The organism is Micromonospora sp. NPDC050795, assembly GCF_044456785.1.
Lineage (GTDB): Bacteria > Actinomycetota > Actinomycetes > Mycobacteriales > Micromonosporaceae > Micromonospora.
Map to the genome: position 1 here is coordinate 154,420 of NZ_JBITGE010000002.1, position 16,982 is coordinate 171,401.

Genomic DNA, 16,982 nt, shown 5'->3' on the forward strand with positions numbered 1-16,982 from the left:
GCACCTCCCGCCAGATCCCGGTCAGGATCCCCTCCACCGGTCCACGCCGGGTCTCGGCGGTGGCGGTGGCGGTGGCCGGAACCGCGGTGGTGGTCGACGGCGTCAACGCCGCCCGGTCGACCTTCCCGTTGGGCAACCGGGGCAGGCGGTCGACGAGCGCCACCGTCGGCACCATGTAGTCCGGCAGCCGCTCCCGCAGCGCCGCACGTAGGTCGTCGGTGGAGAGCGCGGCACCCGGCCGCAGCGCCACGTGGGCCACCAGCCGTCGGTCGTCCGCACCGTCGTCGTCGCAGAGCACCACGCACTCGCCCACGCCGTCCAGGGCGGACAGCGCCGAGGCGACCTCGTCCGGCTCGACCCGGTGGCCCCGGATCTTGACCTGGTCGCCGATCCGGCCCAGGAACTCAACGGTGCCGTCCGGCAGCAGCCGCCCCCGGTCACCGGTGCGGTAGAGCCGGTCGCCCGGCGCGCCCAGCGGGTCGGGCACGAACCGCTCGGCGGTCGACGCGGCGTCCCCCAGGTAGCCGCGGGCCAGGCCCGCACCCCCGACGACGATCTCGCCGGGCAGGCCGGTCGGCACCGGCCGCAGCCTCTCGTCGAGTACGTACAGCCGCGCGCCCGGGATCGGCCGACCGAGCGGCACCACCGCCTGGCGGCCCGCCCGGTCGATGCGGACCTCCGACACGGCGACGATGCCCGTCGTCTCGGTCTGGCCGTACATGTTGACCAGCCGGGGCGCCGTCCCCGGCGCGTTGCGGATGGCCTCCGGGAGCTCGTAGCGCAGCGGCTCGCTGGCGGTGAGCACCACCCGTGGCCGCCACCCGCCGGGCGAGGTGAGCGCCGGCAGCAGGACCCGCAGGTACGACGGCACCAGGTCCAGCACCTGCACGCCGTGCGCGGTGACGAAGGTGAGCAGCGCCAACGGGTCGGCCAGGTGCGCACGCCCGGCGACGACCACGTGGCCGCCCAGCGTCAGCGGAACGGCGAACTGCCGCACCGACGACGAGAACGCGAACGACGCGGTGTGCAGGAACACCGGCTCGTCGGGCAGGGCCAGCGCGGCCGGCAGCCCGTCCAGGTACGCGGACAGCCCACCGTGGGTCACCACCACACCCTTGGGGAGCCCCTTGGTGCCGGAGGTGTAGACCACGTAGGCCGGGTGCTCCGGTCGCAGCGCCGGTGTCGGCCGGGGGCCCACCGGGGCCGGCAGGTCCTCGATCGTCAGCACCTCGCCCGCGCCCTCGGGCGTACGACCCGCCAGGTCGCGGGTGGTGAGCGTCATCGCCGGCCGGGCGTCCGCCACGATCGCGGCCAACCGCTGCGCGGGGTACGCGGGGTCCAGCGGCACGTACGCGGCGCCCGTCTCCAGGACCGCCAACGCCGCCACGACGACGTCGACGCCCCGGTCGAGGTGCAGGGCGATCGTCGTCTCCGGGCCCGCGCCGCGTTCGGCGAGCACCCGCGCCAGGTCACCGCTGCGGCGGTGCAGGTCGCCGTAGGAGAGGGTCGTCTCACCGCTGGTGACCGCCGGAGCGTCGGGCCGGCGTCGCGCCTGCTCGGCCACCCGGGCGGTGAGCGTGCGGTGCACTGCGCCAACCGGCAGCGCCGGACCGTGCGCGAGCGCGTCGAGACGCTCCCGCTCGCCCGGCAGGAGCGGATCCACGTCGAAGACGCGCTGGTCGGGGTCATCGACCAACCGGTCCATCAGCACCCCGAGGCGGCTCATCATCGCCTCGACGGTGCCCTCGTCGAACAGGTCGGTGCTGTACTCGGCGTGCCCCTCGATGCCGTCCTCGGTCTCCCACAGGTCGATCAGCAGGTCGAAGCGGGCGGTGCACTGCTCGTTGTCGATCGACGTGAGGGTGAGGCCGGGGCCCGGGTCGGGCAGGCCGCCCGGGGCGTTCTGCAACGCGAAGCGCACCTGGAACAGCGGTGAGTGGCTGAGGCTGCGGGTGGGTGCCACCGCGTCGACGACCATCTCGAAGGGGACGTCCTGGTGGGCGAACGCACCGTGCGCCGTGCTGCGGACCCGCCGCAGCACCTCGCGGAAGGTGGGGTCGCCGGAGAGGTCGACCCGCAGCGCCAGGGTGTTGGCGAAGAACCCGACGAGCTTCTCCAACTCGGTGCTGGTGCGGTTGGCCACGGGCGTGCCGACGGTGATGTCCCGTTGGCCACTGAGCTGGGCCATGAGCACGTCGAAGCCGGCCAGCAACGCCATGAACAGGGAGACCTTCTCCCGCCGGGCCAGGTCGGCCACCGCCCGGGACCGCTCGGCCGACCAGCTGACGTCGTGGCGCGCGCCGCGGAAGGTCTGCACCGCCGGTCGCGGCCGGTCGGTCGGCAGGTCCAGCGTGGGTACGCCGTCGAGCTGCCGCTTCCACCAGTCGAGCTGGTCGTCCAGCTCGGCGCCGGTCAGCCAGGACCGCTGCCAGAACGTGTAGTCCACATAGGTGTGTGTCAGCTCGGGCAACGAGGACGGCTGCCCCTGGGCGATCTCCCGGTAGAGCGTCACCAGGTCGTCCAACACGATGTTCAGGGACCAGCCGTCGGAGACGGTGTGGTGCAGCGTCAACAGCAGCACGTGCGAGTCGGGGCGTACCCGCACCAGGGTGCCGCGCAGCAGCGGCCCGGCGGCCAGGTCGAACGGAGTGCGCCCCTCGGCGTCGAAGAGGGCGGCCAGCCGACCCTCCGGGTCGGCGTCGCCCCGCACGTCCACCTCGGCGTACGCCACGGCGTCGACGGGCAGGAACTCCTGCACCGGTTCGCCGTCCACGGACGGGAACCGGGTGCGCAGCCCCTCGTGCCGGGCCCACAGCGCGCCGAAGGCCGCCCGCAGCGCGTCGGCGCGCAGGTCACCGTCGAAGCGCAGCGCGAGGGGCACGTTGTAGAACGCGCTGTCCTCGGCGAGCCGGTTGAGGAAGTACAGGCGTCCCTGCGCGTGCGACAACGGCACCGGGCCGGTCCTCGGGACGGCGACGAGACCGGGCCGGGGGGCCCGCCCGCCGAGCGCCTCGATCCGGGCTCCCAGGTCGGCCAGCGAGGTGGACTCCAGGAACACCGCCAGCGGCAGCTCGATGTCGAGCTTCTTGCGCAGCCGGGCCATGGCCCGGACCGCGAGCAGGGAGTGCCCGCCCAGGTCGAGGAAGTTCGCGTCCCGCCCGATCGACTCGACCGGTCGCCCCAGCACATCGGCCCAGACCTCGGCGATGGCCTCCTCCAGCCGGCTCTGCGGAGCGGCCAGGCTGGGCGCCGGCTCGGCCGCCGTGGGCGCGGGCAGGGCCGCCCGGTCCACCTTGCCGTTGGCGGCCAACGGCAGCGCGTCGAGCGTGACGACGACCTCCGGCACCATGTAGTCCGGCAGTTCCGCGCGCAGCGCGTCACGCGGGTCGTGGGCCGCGGAATCCCCGGCCGCCGTGACGTACGCGACCAGCCGCTCCTCACCAGGCCGGTCGGTACGCAGCAGGACCACCGCCTCGCGGACCTGCGGCAGCCGGGTCAGGGTGGCCTCGATCTCCGCCAACTCGACCCGGTACCCCCGGATCTTCACCTGGGTGTCGACCCGGCCCAGGCAGTCGAGCTCGCCGTCGGGTCGCACCCGGACGAGGTCGCCGGTGCGGTACATGCGCTCCCCCGGTGTGGGGGCGAACGGGTCGGGCAGGAAGCGCCCGGCGGTCAGGTCCGGCCGACCGTGGTAGCCACGGGCCACACCGGCACCCGCCACGTACAGCTCGCCGACCGTGCCGGGCGGCACCGGCAGCAGGTTGCCGTCCAGCACGTAGAGCCGCGTGTTGGCGATCGGACGACCGATCGGCACCACACCGGACAGGTCGGTGCCGTCGTGCACCTCGTGCACGCAGCAGCCGACGACGGTCTCGGTGGGCCCGTACTCGTTGACGATCCGCAGGCCCGGAGCCCGGTGCCGCCAGGCGGCGGCGGTGGTGCCGTGCAGCGACTCTCCACCGACGATCAGATAGCCGTCGGCAGCGATGGTCCGGCTCGGAACGGCCCGGTCCAGCGCCTCCAGGTGGGCCGGGGTGAGCTTGACCAGCCCGAGGTCCAGGTCGCTGCCGAGCAGTTCGGTGAGGGTCTCCAGCTCGGTGCCGTCGGCGACGAGCACCACCGGGCGCCCGGCCAGCAGCGGGCAGAACAGCGTCGTCACCGACAGGTCGAACCGCAACGGCGAGACCAGGGGCGCGCCCCCGCCCTCGGCCACCCGGTACGCCCGCAGGCTCCACGCCAGGTAGTTGGTGAGGCCGCGGTGGGTGACCACCACACCCTTGGGTCGCCCCGTCGAGCCCGAGGTGTAGATCACGTAGCAGGCGCTGTCCGGGTGCGGACGCGGCAGCGGCGGCAGGTCGGTGGTGGCGTCCTCGTCGCCGTCGGGCAGCAGCACCGACACGTCGGTGTCCGGTAGGTCCGCGACCCGGCCCGCGCTGGTGACGACCACCCGCACCTCGGCGTCGGTGAGCATGAACCGCACCCGCTCGGCGGGCTCGCCCACGTCCAGCGGCACGTACGCGCCGCCGGCCTTGAGGGTGGCCAGCACGGCCGTGACGAGGTCGACACCCCGGTCCAGGAAGAGGCCGACGCGGGTCTCCGGGCCCACCCCGTGCCGGCGCAGTCGCGCGGCGAGGGCGTCGGCCCGGCGGTCCAACTCTGCGAACGTGACAGTCAGATCGCCGACCAGGAGCGCGGGCGCGTCAGGGGTACGGGCGGCCTGCCGAGCGAACAGCTCGTGCGCGCGCACGTCACCGAGAAGCGGGTCCTCGGTGCGGTTGCCGTCCACGACCGCCGCCCGGGTCTCCTCAGCGGACAGGAGGCGGGCCAACCCGACCGGGGCGTCCGGCGCGGCGGTCAGACCGACCAGCAGAACGCCGAGGTGGGCGGCCATCCGCGCCACTGTGCGCTCGTCGAGGATGTCGGTCGCGTACTCGGCCAGCCCCCGCAGCCGGCCGTCGGCGTCCGGCCACACCTCGACCGTCAGGTCGTGCTTGCTGATCGGCAGGTGGTGTTCGACGGCCGTGACCCGCAACCCCGCCGCCTCGACCTCCAACGCCTGGTCCTCGACGAGGGCGAACATCACCTGCGCGAGGGGCGTGTGGCCGAGGTCGCGCTCCGGGTCGACCGCCTCCACCACCGTGTCGAAGGGCACCTCGCCGTGCGCCATGCCCTGCTGCACGAGGTCGCGGACCCGTCCCACCAGGGCCCGGAAGGTGGGCGCACCGGAGGTGTCGACCCGCATGACGATCGAGTTGACGAAGGAGCCGACCATCGTCTCCAGCTCGACCCGGGGGCGGTTCGCCACCGGCGTCACCACCGAGACCTCGTCCTGGGCCGCGTACCGCGACATCAGCGCGGCGAACCCGGCGAGCAGCACCATGAACGGGGTGGCCCGCTCCTCCTGGGCCAGGCGGGTCACCGCCGGCCACAGGCCGTCGGGCAGGGCGAAGCGGTGCCGCTCGCCCCGGAAGGACTGCACCGGCGGGCGGGGACGGTCCAACGGCAGGTCGATGACGGGTACCGCGCCCGCCAGTGCGCGCTTCCAGTAGTCGAGCCCCTCGGCCAGCTCGGTGGCGCGGTCGGGACGGCTCTCCCAGGCGGCGTAGTCCGCGTACTGCACGGTGAGGGGCGCGAGCGTGGAAGCCCGGTCCTCTGCTCCGGCGCGGTACAGCTCCAGCAACTCGTCGATGAGCAGGCTGACCGACCAACCGTCGCAGATGCTGTGGTGCAGCACCAGCACCAGCACGTGCGCGGTGGGCGTCTGCCGGAACAGCGCGGCGCGAGCCAGTGGTCCGTCGGAGAGGGAGAACGGACGACTCGCCTCGTCGCGTACGGCGGCCAGCACCGCCGCGTCGTCGACGGGCAGTGGACGCGGGGTGAGGTCCACCTCGACGTCGGGCAGGATGCGCTGCACCGGGTCGCCCTCGTTCGCCGCGAACACGGTCCGCAGCGCCTCGTGCCTGCCGACCAGGGCGCGCACCGCGTCGGTGAGCACGTCGAGCCGGAGTGCACCGGTCAGGCGTAGGGCGGTCGGCACGTTGAACATTGCCGAGCCGGGGACGAGCTGGTCCATGAACCACAGCCGGCGCTGTGCCGGGGAGACGGCCAGGTCGCCATCGCGCGGCACCCGGGCGAGCGCCTCGACCGGCCGGGGGCGCCGGCCGCCGAGACGCTTCTCGAACAGGGCCCGCTTCGAGGGCGACATCGAGTCGAGGCGTGACCGGCCGGGCGAGAGCGCCGCGCCGTGTGGCGCGGGGCGGCTGGCACTCGCGTCGGTAGTCATCAGGCCACCCCCCGAGCGGCGCTCTCCAGGTGCGTCACGAGGCTGCGCGGCCGCATGTCCGTCCACTCGGTGGTGACGTGGTCCAGGCAGGACGCGCGGTCGGCGGGTCCGTGGGCCACCGTCCACCCGGCCGGCAGGCTGAGCGACTCGGGCCACAGCGAGTGCTGCCCCTCGTCGTTCACCACTACGAAGAAGCGTCCGTCGGGGTTGTCGAGAATGTTCACGTCTTCCTCACTCTGCGCCTGGTCCCAGGACCCGACGAGGAAGCGCTGAACCGGCACGGCGGCCAGGCAGGGACCATGGCGGTCAGACCTGCCGGCGTCGCAGTCGGGACGCGCGTCCCCAGATCGGGCGTCGTCAACTGTCGTTTGCGGAGACTTTTGCTATGCGTCGCTCAGAGGACGTGCGGGGTTTCACCGCCGCGTGTCTCGCTATCGGATTCCACCACGGCCACGGCCGGCCACCTGCACGTTAATCGGCTATCCGACCCGAGGCCGAGCGCCCTTTGCGGACGCAAACAAGTCGATGTCAAGCAGATTCCGGCAAGCCACGCTGAGCCCACGTCGCGCTCCCCCCCGAAGTTGCGACCCAACAGCGTTCATGAATGTAAACGCAAGCGAGGCACAGAAAACCACCAGACACGGAGCGTGTCAAGACCCTTGCCTGCCGCTGAAGTCGACCATGCCAACCGGGACGTATTTATGACAAATGCTTCGCAGGTGGTTGGCCGACCGAGCACGCCGGCAGGCCCGCCGGCGCTCCGTCGAGCGGGCCTGCGGGCGGTCGGGCGGGACGACCGGAATCGGCCAGAAATGCGTTGCCAGCAACGCGTCTGTGCAGTACAGGGGTATTCTCGGCGGGCTCTCTGCGCCGTGCGGACCGATCAACGACGACGCCCCCGCCCACAGCGGACGGGGCGCGTCGCAATGATCACCTGGCCGGACGGGGGGAGTCATTCATCGCGGAACTCGTGGTCACAATCCGACACGGAGACGAGTTTCACACGACAGGCGGAAAGAGCGACCGATCATCCATTGGTCGAGCATCCGAATGGTTGGACAACGGTCAATGTAATGGTTGTTAACGTCCGCCATGCGACGCACGACAGAGAGCGCCACCGTCACCGGATCACTGCCCCCGCGAAGCAGTCGACCATCCGGGCCGACAAGCCGGCGCGTGAGCCGCCGGACGATTCCGTTCGCTTACCGGATCCGACCAGGCCCAGACGACGCGTCGAGCGCCGGATCCCTTTGTCGCACAGGCCCGCCACCACGCGTGCGCGGCGCGAAGGCAGGCACCCGGCCCACCCGAAGGCACCGCCGACGCCGGGCACCCAGCCGGCCGCCGCCACCCGAATCCGGGCGGACGCGCGCGCGAACCCATCGACGAAGATCAGTGTGCGTACGCGCCGAATCGGCCCCGGCGCGACGCTGCCCCGCCTTTAACCGAGCGCCGGGATGCCGCGCGCCGGCACCGGCGACCGCCGACACCGGACGCTTGTGCGGCGGCGTTCGGAAACCCCTCGGTCAGCCCTGCAATAGTTGCCGAGCCATCACGATCCGCTGCACCTGGTTCGTGCCCTCGTAGATCTGGGTGAACAACGAGCGGATGGCCTTTGAGCTGGTAAAACGCGCCCATCTGCTCTTCTCCCCAGAATTTCCCCAGAGCGCGCCCAGGTCTGTGACGTAGAAATCCTCAATCGTCCTGCGCCGCTGCCCGGCCGCCGTTCGGGCGACCGGGCAGCGGGATCGTGCGCCGGACTCAGGCGTTGCGGGCGGAGCGGCTGCCGGCCTTGGCCAGGCCCCGGCTCACCATGTATCCGATGGTCAGCATCACGACGTAGAGCCATGCGCGGTCGGCGCGGAAGAAGTCTCCGGTGGCGCCGTTGTCGCCGTTGCCGTTGCCGTCCACGACCAAGGAGGCGATCAGCACACCGAGGACGGCTGCCACGTACGCGATGAACTCGGTGGTCTTGAAGGCTGGCTTCGTCTCGTCGTGCAGGCGACGCGGCGCGTGGTCGTTGGTCGTGACGCCGCGCGAGGCGGTCGGGGGTGCGGTCACAAGAAGCTCCTGTATCGGGGTGCGCCCAGTCGTGCAGGCCATGTAGATCTGCGGCTACACGAGCGCGGATGCCATCAGCATCAATGGGTTTGGTGCGGGTCACGAAAACCGGGTGACCTACCGGAAGCGTTGCTGTAAGCGGTAACGCGGTTACGCTCAACTGCCCGCGCGGCGACTCAGGCAAACATCCGTTCGCCCTCCCGGCGGGGGCAGCGGCGGCAGGGCGCCGATGCGCGCAGCACAGCGTTAGATGGCCGTCCCGGGTGTGGTGTTTGACGGCGTGACTGACGGGCACGTCTTTGGTCGGGGCCAACGACCCCTGTTGTCGTCCCGCCGGCACGGCGCGTTGTGCCGCATCGATCGGCGGACCGCTGCCCAGACCTCGCAGCCTTCCCGAATCTCGTACCGCGGATCGTGATCGTCACCCGCTGCTGCGGACTGGCGCCACGGCCAAGGCGAGCTTGTCGAACGGTTCGGCTGGGTCAGCACAGCCCGGCTGGCATCTCGCGCCAATTTTGCATCGAGTAGACGGCCGACCATCGGACGTTCGCCTTCACCCACGACGAGGGCTACCTGTCTCGGGCGCACCCGCGCCGGACACAAACGGAGGAAATCATGAATGACCGTCACACGGTAGTTCGCAGCATGCACGACGTCGGAGCCGCTCTGTGGCTCGGGGGATCTCTGATGGGTGCGGTCGGCCTCAACGGGGCGTCCCGCGCCATCAACGACCCCGACGAACGCGCTCAGATCGCGTCGGTGGGGTGGGCGAAGTGGGCACCGGTATCCGCCGCCGCGATCGGCGCGCACCTGATCGGTGGCGCCGGTCTGCTAATCGCGAATCGGCGCCGGGCCAGCACCCAGGCCGGTGTCACCGCCAACACCGCCGTCAAGACGGCGCTGACCCTCGCCGCGATCGCCACCACCGCCTACAGCGGGCTGCTCGGGGCTCGAATCGCCCGCGGCGGTGCGGTGCCCACCGACGGCGCCACCGATCCATCGCCGGCCACCCCGCAGGACGTGGCCGCCGACCAGCGCCAGCAGCGGATCCTGCAGTGGGTCACCCCGGCGCTGACCGCGGTGATCGTGACGCTCGGTGCGCAGCAGGGAGAGCAGCAACGTCCCAGTCAGATGCTCGGCGGCATGGGCGCGCGGCTAGCCCGTGTCACCGGTCGCAGCCGATGATTCTGCCAGCGTCCGGGCCGTCGGCGGTCTCCGGCGTGATGCCGATGGCGGCCTGTCGCTTGAACGTGTGTTGGTTGAATTGACCTCATTGACCGACGAGAGGGGCCGCGACGATCGTTGCAGCCTTTCTCGCCACGACTGATGCTGGGATCAGGACTTGAGTGTCTCTCCGTCAGCCGTTGCCGCCGTGGCCGGCATCCCTGGCGCTCGCGGAAACGGCCTCAGTCGATTCTCGATCGTGCCGGGCGGCGCCGACCGCCCGCAGGTGCGCCAGCGCCTGCGTCCAGGACCGGATCAGGCTGGTTTCGTGATACGCGATGCCGTGTTCGGTGCAGAACTGGCGGATCAGCGGCTGTGCGTGGCGCAGGTTGGGCCGCGGCATGCTGGGGAACAGGTGGTGTTCGATCTGGTAGTTGAGCCCACCGAGTAGCGCGTCGAGAAACCAGCCTCCGCGCACGTTGCGGGAGGTGAGGACCTGACGACGTAGGCAGTCGAGATTGTCGGCCTCGGTGAGGATCGGCATGCCCTTGTGGTTGGGGGCGAAGGAGCTGCCCAGGTAGAGGCCGAACAGGGCCTGGTTGACCAGGATGAACAGGATCGCCTGCGGGATACTCAGGACCAGGAACACGGCCGTGAGATAGCCGGCGACGTGCAGGATGAGCAGCCCGACCTCGGCGGGCCGGTGCCGGAGCTTGTCGCGGCCGACGATTGCCCGGACGCTGTTGGCATGCAGGTGCAGACCCTCCACCATCAGCAGGGGGAAGAGCAACGCCGCCTGGTGGCGGACGAACAGCGCCCGCAGGCCGCGCTGCGTCGCGGCCTGGCCCGGCGTGAAGGACAGCGGCGCCACCGCGATGTCGGGGTCGCGGCCCTCCGTGTTGGGGTGAGCGTGGTGACGGTTGTGCTTGTCGACCCACCAGCCGTAGCTGATCCCGGTCAGCAGGTTGCCACAGACCAGGCCGACCACGTCATTCGCCCGGCGCGAGCGGAAGATCTGCCGATGCCCGGCGTCGTGCCCGAGAAACGCCAACTGTGCGAAGAGCACCGCCACGACGGCGGAGATAGCCGCCTGCCACCACGACGGTCCGAGCCGCACGAACACCAGGCCCACCCGGCGAGGCATCCAAGCACCACTGTCACACGCGTCGCGTAGTAACCAGGTCGCCGGTCGAGGAGGCCCGCGCCTCGGACCAGACGGGACAGGTCGGCGTACTCGCTGCCCCGCTCGCTACGGGCGTCAAGATCCGTATCGCTCACCCTCGCCCACTCCCAGTTCACGCCACCCGGCCTGCCTGCTACGCGTCCAGAGCGACCTGGCAGGCACGCGATTCATCCGTGGTACGACGGATATCGAAAAGCGAACCGCCGCTGATAGTTCGAGTTTTCCTCACAGCCAGGTGCTCGCGTCGGGAAATGGCAACTCCCGGCGACCGACACCTATCCGGTGCTCACGGAGATGCAAGTTTGACGATTAGGTGCCCGCTGCAGGCAGTCGAGTCGGACAATCAGCGCCATACAGGGACATCGGATTCGGGGTGGTCATGGCACACAAGAGGAAGTCGACAGCACGACAGGCGCTGATTCTTGCCTTCGCGGCCGGGGCGGTGACGGGGGCGGCGGGCACGCTCACTCTGCGACGTCGGCGGCAGGATGGTGGCTTGCCGGCCGGCGATGTCGCTGGAGGGTTCGACGAGGGTCCGTCTCCGTCGCTCGGCGAACGTCTTGAGACCCCATCTCAGGAGCCGGTAAGCATGTCTGAGGCGCAGCACGGCTGACCTTTGGACGGCACCTCGGCCTACTCGGTTGTGAGAGAGATGAGAAGTCGCAGCGACGGCTCCGGCGCGGCGTCTGCTGACACGCCGGTCGCCGAGTTGGTGCAGCGCGCCACCGAGCAGATCACCCGGCTGGTGCGCGACGAGCTTACGCTGGCCCGGGCGGAGATGACCGCCAAGGGCAAACGCGCGGGCGTCGGTGCCGGACTGCTCGGTGGCGGTGCCATGCTCGGCTTCTTCGCCGGCGGTACCGCCGTCGCCACGATCGTGCTGGCCCTGGCCGCGATCATGCCCGACGCTGTCGCCGCCCTGATCGTCACGGTGGTCCTCACCATCGCCGCCGCTCTCGCGGCCCAACGCGGCAAGAAGCAGGTCAGCAAGGCCATGCCCGCCACGCCCACGGCAACCAGAGACAGCGTACGAGCCGACACCGAGGCGGTCCGCGACGCGGCGAGTCGGAGGAAGCCATGAGCACTTCATCGGGACGCAGCGACCCGGACCAGACCCGGCGCGACATCCAGCAGACCCGCGCGGAACTCGGCGAGACCGTCGCCGCCCTGAGCGCCAAGACCGACGTCAAGGCCCGCGCACGCACCAAGGCCGCCACCGCCACCGCCGGGCTCCGAGAGCGCGTCACCCAGGCCAGCCAGTCGGCGATGACCAGCGCGACGAAGCTTGCCCGCGGAGTGAGCCAAAAGGCCTCCCAGCGCGCCACACCGATAGCGCAGAAAGCTCAACAGGCGACCACCGCGGTGCGTGACTCGGCGAAAGCCGGAGCGCAGACCACTGGCAAGGCCGAGTCGACCCTGGTCAGCTCCGCTCGCGCCGCGACGACCAAGGTCGGCGGAATCCTACGCTCGACACCCGTACCGGCCCTCGCCGCCAGCGCTGTGCTCGCCCTCGCGGTCGTCGCGTACCGACGCCGTCGATCCCGATAACCCACCGCCCGGCAGAGGGCACCAATACGGACCCGGCTGATCGGTGCCGGGGCAGGGCGGGGCACATCGACCGCGCGCCCGCCCGATCCGCTCACAAAGGCGTCCGGTATCCGTCGGCGATGCTTGAGAGAATGACCCTAGTTGGGCATAAGATGGTGACATAACGGCCGCCCTGGTCCCCGGTGGTGCCCCATCCGCAGGGCGCACCCCAGGGAGCATTGGATGCCCGTCTCTCCTGCTTACGTCATCCCGGGCCCAGAGTCTGTGAATGATCTTCTCAAGAAAATCGCCGAGCGTGACCAGTCAGCCTTCGGTCGCCTCTATCGCTCGCTCGTCCGCGGGGTCTTCATTCAAGTGTGTAGGAGGGTGGGCAGCCCGTCGCTCGCGGTCGCGGTGACCCGTGCGGTGTTCGTCGAGGTGTGGCGACTCGCGCCGAAGGCCACCGCCGATCAGGTCGATGGACTCGCCTGGGTGACCGTCATCGCTGATCGCCGGGCTGCTGACCGGCTTCGCGAAACCGGTGGCCACTCATCGTCACCGGGCACCAGCTATGACGAGTACATCGGTCTTGAATTGACCGCCGTGCTGGGAGAGGAGGCGCCGGCGCTGCTCGGCGCGGGCCCCTTCACCGCCGGGTAGTAATGGTCAGGGGGACGTTGACGGCGGAGGCTGGGTTGGAGGCGTGCTGCCACCTCCGTTCGGCTGCCGTTGATGGGGTGGCGGGCGGCGCCACGAGCAGGTCACGTTGCACGTGGCGGCCGATGGTGACGCCCAGCAGGGCGGGCCGAGGGTGTCGAATCCCAGGACCACGGCCGCCACCCGCCGTCCAGAACAGCCTGCCTGCGAGTGGTGGTGTGCAGGACGAGCCGAGGTAAGGAGGGTGCCGACGCGGGGATCATGGCGGCGCTGCCACGGTATGACGGACACGACCTAGCCGTGCTGCCCAGGCGGGCGGGTCGACAGCGGAATCTGGGCGGGGACGGGCGGACCTGCCGCCCTGCTTGACGGGACGGCGGTCGAGCGTCCTCAGCTGCGCTGTCCCGGTTCTCGGCGCACCGCCCGCGGTCTCGTAGCGACCCGTTTGTGACGTCACCACCGAGGGTATTTTCTCAGCTTGACGCCGCATCCGCTCTTCCGAGCCGGATCGTGGCGGCCGTCCAGACTCCTGCGGCCTTTCGTCTCCACCTTCCGCACCGCATGCCCTACGCGATGACGAAGATCGTCATCGTGCCAGGGTCGCGAGATTCGAGGAGTCTCATGTCGAGCGCGGCCGCTATCGAATTCACCGATCTCCCGCCCGCCGATCCCGAACCGTTGATCGTCGCAACGCTGCCCGCCGCCGGTAGTGACTTTGCCGCGCTGAACCGACGGGTCATTCGGGCTGGGCTCCTCGATCGACGCCCCGCCTACTACGCCGTACGCATGATCGTTGTTGCTTCGATGCTGACGGCCGGATGGGTGGCGTTTTACCTGTTCAGCTCGTCCTGGTGGACCCTCGCGGTCGCCGCCTTCCTGGGAATCGCGTTCTCGCAGGTCGCTCTCGTGGCCCACGATCTGGCGCACCGGCAGGTCTTCCGCACCAAGAAGCCCAGCGAGCGGGCAGGGCGGATCGCGGCGAATATCGCGGTCGGGATGAGTTACGGCTGGTGGATGGACAAGCACACCCGCCACCACAACAACCCCAACCACGATGATCTCGACCCTGATGTGGCACCGGAGGTACTGGTCTGGGCCAGCGAGTCGGCGTGGGGCCGACGCGGGCTGAAAGGCTTTATCACCCGCCACCAGGCCGGCCTGTTCTTTCCCCTGCTGACGCTGCTCAGCATCGACCTGCGTGTCTCCAGCATCAAGGCCCTACGGGTCCCGGGAATGAAGCGCCGCGGTCTGGAGGCCGCCTTGATGGGCCTCCACCTCGTTGCCTACGTGGCCGCACTGCTCCTGATTCTCAGTCCATGGCAGGCGCTCGCATTCTTCCTCGTACACCACGCGGTGTTCGGGGTCTACCTGGGAATGACGTTCGCGCCCAACCACAAGGGCATGCCGCACCCGGAAGGCACCGAGGACTACCTACGCAAGCAAGTTCTGACCTCGCGCAATGTGACCGGTGGCTGGCTGACCGACGCCGCGCTGGGCGGATTGAACTACCAGATCGAACACCACCTCTTCCCGGCGATGCCCACGCCGAACCTGCGCAGGGCCCAACCGATGGTCGAGGCCTACTGCCAGGAAATCGGCGTCGCATACGAGCAAACCAGCCTGATCCAGTCGTACCGGCAGGCACTGCGGCACCTGCACGAGATTGGTGCGCCTCTGCGCGAAAAGCGGTGAGGCGCCGCCGTCTCGGTTCGCATCGTCACGTGGATCGACCCGTTGTTGCGGCTCGTAGGTGCAGCGCGATCAGGTGCCGTTCGGATGGGCCCGACGAAGCGCGGCCTCTAGGCGTGGAGGATGTGGGCCAGCATGGCTGGTTCGCTGAGGAAGGAGTGCGCCACATCGGTCAGCTTGCGGTTGTGGCGGCGGGCGTAACTGCGGATGACCGCGAACGCGTCGTCGACGTCGATGCCGGCGGCTTGCGCGACAGCGCCCTTGGCCTGTTCGATGACGATGCGGCTGTTCAAGGCGCCTTGCAGTTGCTCGGTCAGGAGTTCACCGCGTCGGATGGCGCGTTCCTGCAGCAGCCCGATCGCGGCAACGTCTGCCAGGGCCTGCATGACCGGCACGTCGGTGTCCTCGAAGTCACCGCCCTTGGTGCCGCCGAAGACGTTCAACGCTCCGATCACCTGGTTGCGCAACCGTAGCGGGAACGCGTGCACCGACTGGAAGCCCGCCGCCGTGGCGCGGGGCGCGAACCGGGGCCACCGGTCAGCGGCTTCGTCCAGGTTGACGTTGATGACGGGCACAGCTGTCTCGAAGGCTTCCAGGCAGGGGCCCTCGTGGGTCTGGATTTGGAACAGCTCCACGAGTTTGACGTTTTCGTTCGAGCCTGCCATGAACTCGAGCCGGCGGTGTTGATCGGCCAGGAGGAGGCCGACGGCGGCCGCGCCGACCAGGTCGGCCGCCCGATCGGTCAGCATGTGCAAGAAATCGATAAGGTCGAAGTCGTCCACCAGGGTGTCGGCGACCTCGACGAAGATCGTCGCCATCCGTTCGGCTGAGACGGTGGTCATGCTTGCCTCCCGGCTTGTCCTGCCTTGATGGGTGCGCTCATCACAACCTCGGGGTTACCGCTCGTCGCGGTCGAACCGCAGCCGGCGGGCGACGATGTCCCGGGTCACATCGCTGAGGCGGCGGTCCTCGGCGTACGCGTAGGCCCGGATCCGCGCCATCGCCTCAGCGAGGGTGACCCCGAGCTGCACCATGACCATGCCCTGAGCTTGGAACAACTCCGCACGGTACTCGGCCGCGTCATCATCGATGTCGTCGATACCACTGTCAGGTCTCTCTTCCTGCCGGTCGAGCAGGGCGGTCACGGTGACGTCGGCGACGGCGACGGCGTCGGCGAGTTCCGCGTTGGTCAGCGGGCCGACATGGTCCCGGAACACGTCCAGGACGCCCAGTCGAGCCGCACCGATCTGCAGCGGGAACGCGAACACCGCGCGTAGTCCGCTCGCGTGGGCGGCGGGTGCATAGAACGGCCAGCGATCGTCTTCACTGGTCATGAGGTCACCGAGATCGGAGATCAACACCGGACGACGGCTGGCGAAGGCGTCTACGCAGGGTCCCTCACCGAACATGAACTGCAACTCCTCCAGGAGTTCACTGGCCGGGTCGGACGCGGCGGTCGCCGCCCGGATTCCGCTCTCGGTCATCACGCTGATCCCGACCCCCGACGCCGACAACTCCTTCGCGGCGGTGCTGCACACCCGCCGCAGAAGGCTCTCGTTTCCGCCATTTTCGGCGGGGTGCCCCAGGATGAGGCCCTTGATGACCGCGACGCGGTCATCCATGGCTCACACCAGCGTGACGACTGGCTATGGCGCGATCGTGACGCGACGACCGGCAGGAGAGCGCGAGGTTCCGAGGTGACACAGCAGCACCTTCCAGTTGAGGTGCCACCGAAGGCCGGGGCAGCAAGACTCGCAGAGCCGAATTGCTAATCCTAGCGGCGAATCGAATACTTCGCATGACGAGCTGAACCGCCATGATCAACAGTCACCTCGCGCAATTGATCGCCGCGCGATAGCATTCGGGGCACGATCCGTTGCGGTTCGTTGCCCCAGCCCCCGGCATAGATCGAATCATGCCGAGGTGAGGCTATGGCTCAGGTGGTGGGCGACCACTTTGTCATCACCCTGCTGGCTGCCCCCGACGGCCCCAGCGCACTGGTCTGCCTCGCGGGCGAGATCGACCTGGACGCCGGGCCGGCACTGTCAGACGTGGCCGACCAACTGTCAGCCTTTGCGCCGACCGAGGTCGTCGTGGATCTGGCCGATGTCACCTTCGCCTGTTCCACGCTGCCCAACTTCCTCGCTCGGATGCACCTCACTCTTCCGCCCAACTCCGCGCTGGTGGTCTGCCGTCCCACGACCAACACCCATCGGCTCCTAGAGATGACAAAGATGGGGCAGATAGCGACGTTGCGCGACGACCTGCCCATGCCTGGTTACCGGGCATCACGCACAGCCGCACGGCCGCTCACACTGCCTGCCTCCCGGAGCATCGGCTGACTCAGCTCACGGTGGTCCCTCCGGCGCACGCCGCCGTCTTCCAGCCCTCGCTTTGTCGCACCACTGCGACTGATCG

12 protein-coding genes are annotated in these 16,982 nt (G+C 69.7%); 6 read left to right on the top strand and 6 right to left on the bottom strand.

The window, feature by feature from the left end:
- The 3 genes from ACIBEF_RS02980 to ACIBEF_RS02990 form a co-directional block, all read right to left on the bottom strand.
- Positions 1–6,283: amino acid adenylation domain-containing protein (locus ACIBEF_RS02980; protein ID WP_396790653.1), on the bottom strand; the 6,283-nt coding region annotated here is incomplete at its 3' end.
- Entirely contained in the window at positions 6,283–6,564 is a 282-nt protein-coding gene (locus tag ACIBEF_RS02985) for an MbtH family protein (RefSeq protein WP_396790655.1), read from the bottom strand. The genes ACIBEF_RS02985 and ACIBEF_RS02980, both read right to left, overlap by 1 nt.
- Positions 6,565–8,044: 1,480 nt before the next feature.
- Positions 8,045–8,344 (bottom strand): hypothetical protein, encoded by a 300-nt coding sequence (locus tag ACIBEF_RS02990; RefSeq protein ID WP_396790657.1) that lies wholly within the window; start codon positions 8,342–8,344, stop codon positions 8,045–8,047.
- A gap of 687 nt (positions 8,345–9,031) precedes the next feature.
- On the opposite strand from ACIBEF_RS02990, the gene ACIBEF_RS02995 reads away from it, so the two are divergent.
- Positions 9,032–9,529: a hypothetical protein gene (locus ACIBEF_RS02995; protein WP_396790659.1), complete on the top strand. Its 498-nt coding sequence runs from the start codon at positions 9,032–9,034 to the stop codon at positions 9,527–9,529.
- Positions 9,530–9,701: 172 nt separating this feature from the next.
- Here the strand turns inward: ACIBEF_RS02995 and ACIBEF_RS03000 are convergent, their stop codons facing one another.
- Positions 9,702–10,652 (bottom strand): fatty acid desaturase family protein, encoded by a 951-nt coding sequence (locus ACIBEF_RS03000; RefSeq protein WP_396790661.1) that lies wholly within the window; start codon positions 10,650–10,652, stop codon positions 9,702–9,704.
- A gap of 691 nt (positions 10,653–11,343) precedes the next feature.
- Here ACIBEF_RS03000 and ACIBEF_RS03005 point away from each other — a divergent pair.
- The 4 genes from ACIBEF_RS03005 (at position 11,344) to ACIBEF_RS03020 (ending at position 14,567) form a co-directional block, all read left to right on the top strand.
- Complete coding sequence (locus tag ACIBEF_RS03005; RefSeq protein WP_396790662.1) at positions 11,344–11,772, top strand: phage holin family protein; 429 nt, start codon at positions 11,344–11,346, stop codon at positions 11,770–11,772.
- Positions 11,769–12,239, top strand: coding sequence for a DUF3618 domain-containing protein (locus ACIBEF_RS03010; RefSeq protein WP_396790663.1), 471 nt, complete (start codon positions 11,769–11,771; stop codon positions 12,237–12,239). Before ACIBEF_RS03005 ends, ACIBEF_RS03010 begins: the two co-directional genes overlap by 4 nt.
- A 222-nt stretch (positions 12,240–12,461) precedes the next feature.
- Complete coding sequence (locus ACIBEF_RS03015; RefSeq protein WP_396790665.1) at positions 12,462–12,878, top strand: hypothetical protein; 417 nt, start codon at positions 12,462–12,464, stop codon at positions 12,876–12,878.
- A gap of 618 nt (positions 12,879–13,496) precedes the next feature.
- On the top strand, positions 13,497–14,567 hold the full coding sequence (locus ACIBEF_RS03020) for a fatty acid desaturase family protein (protein WP_396790667.1): 1,071 nt from the start codon (positions 13,497–13,499) through the stop codon (positions 14,565–14,567).
- A 107-nt stretch (positions 14,568–14,674) separates the two neighbouring features.
- Here ACIBEF_RS03020 and ACIBEF_RS03025 read toward each other — a convergent pair whose 3' ends face one another.
- Both ACIBEF_RS03025 and ACIBEF_RS03030 read right to left on the bottom strand, forming a co-directional pair.
- Entirely contained in the window at positions 14,675–15,406 is a 732-nt protein-coding gene (locus tag ACIBEF_RS03025) for an ANTAR domain-containing protein (RefSeq protein WP_396790669.1), read from the bottom strand.
- 54 nt (positions 15,407–15,460) lie between these two features.
- Positions 15,461–16,186: a GAF and ANTAR domain-containing protein gene (locus tag ACIBEF_RS03030; protein WP_396790671.1), complete on the bottom strand. Its 726-nt coding sequence runs from the start codon at positions 16,184–16,186 to the stop codon at positions 15,461–15,463.
- Between the two features lie 309 nt (positions 16,187–16,495).
- Between ACIBEF_RS03030 and ACIBEF_RS03035 the strand changes: the two genes are divergently transcribed.
- Entirely contained in the window at positions 16,496–16,906 is a 411-nt protein-coding gene (locus ACIBEF_RS03035; RefSeq protein ID WP_396790673.1) for an STAS domain-containing protein, read from the top strand.
- Positions 16,907–16,982: the final 76 nt, after the last annotated feature.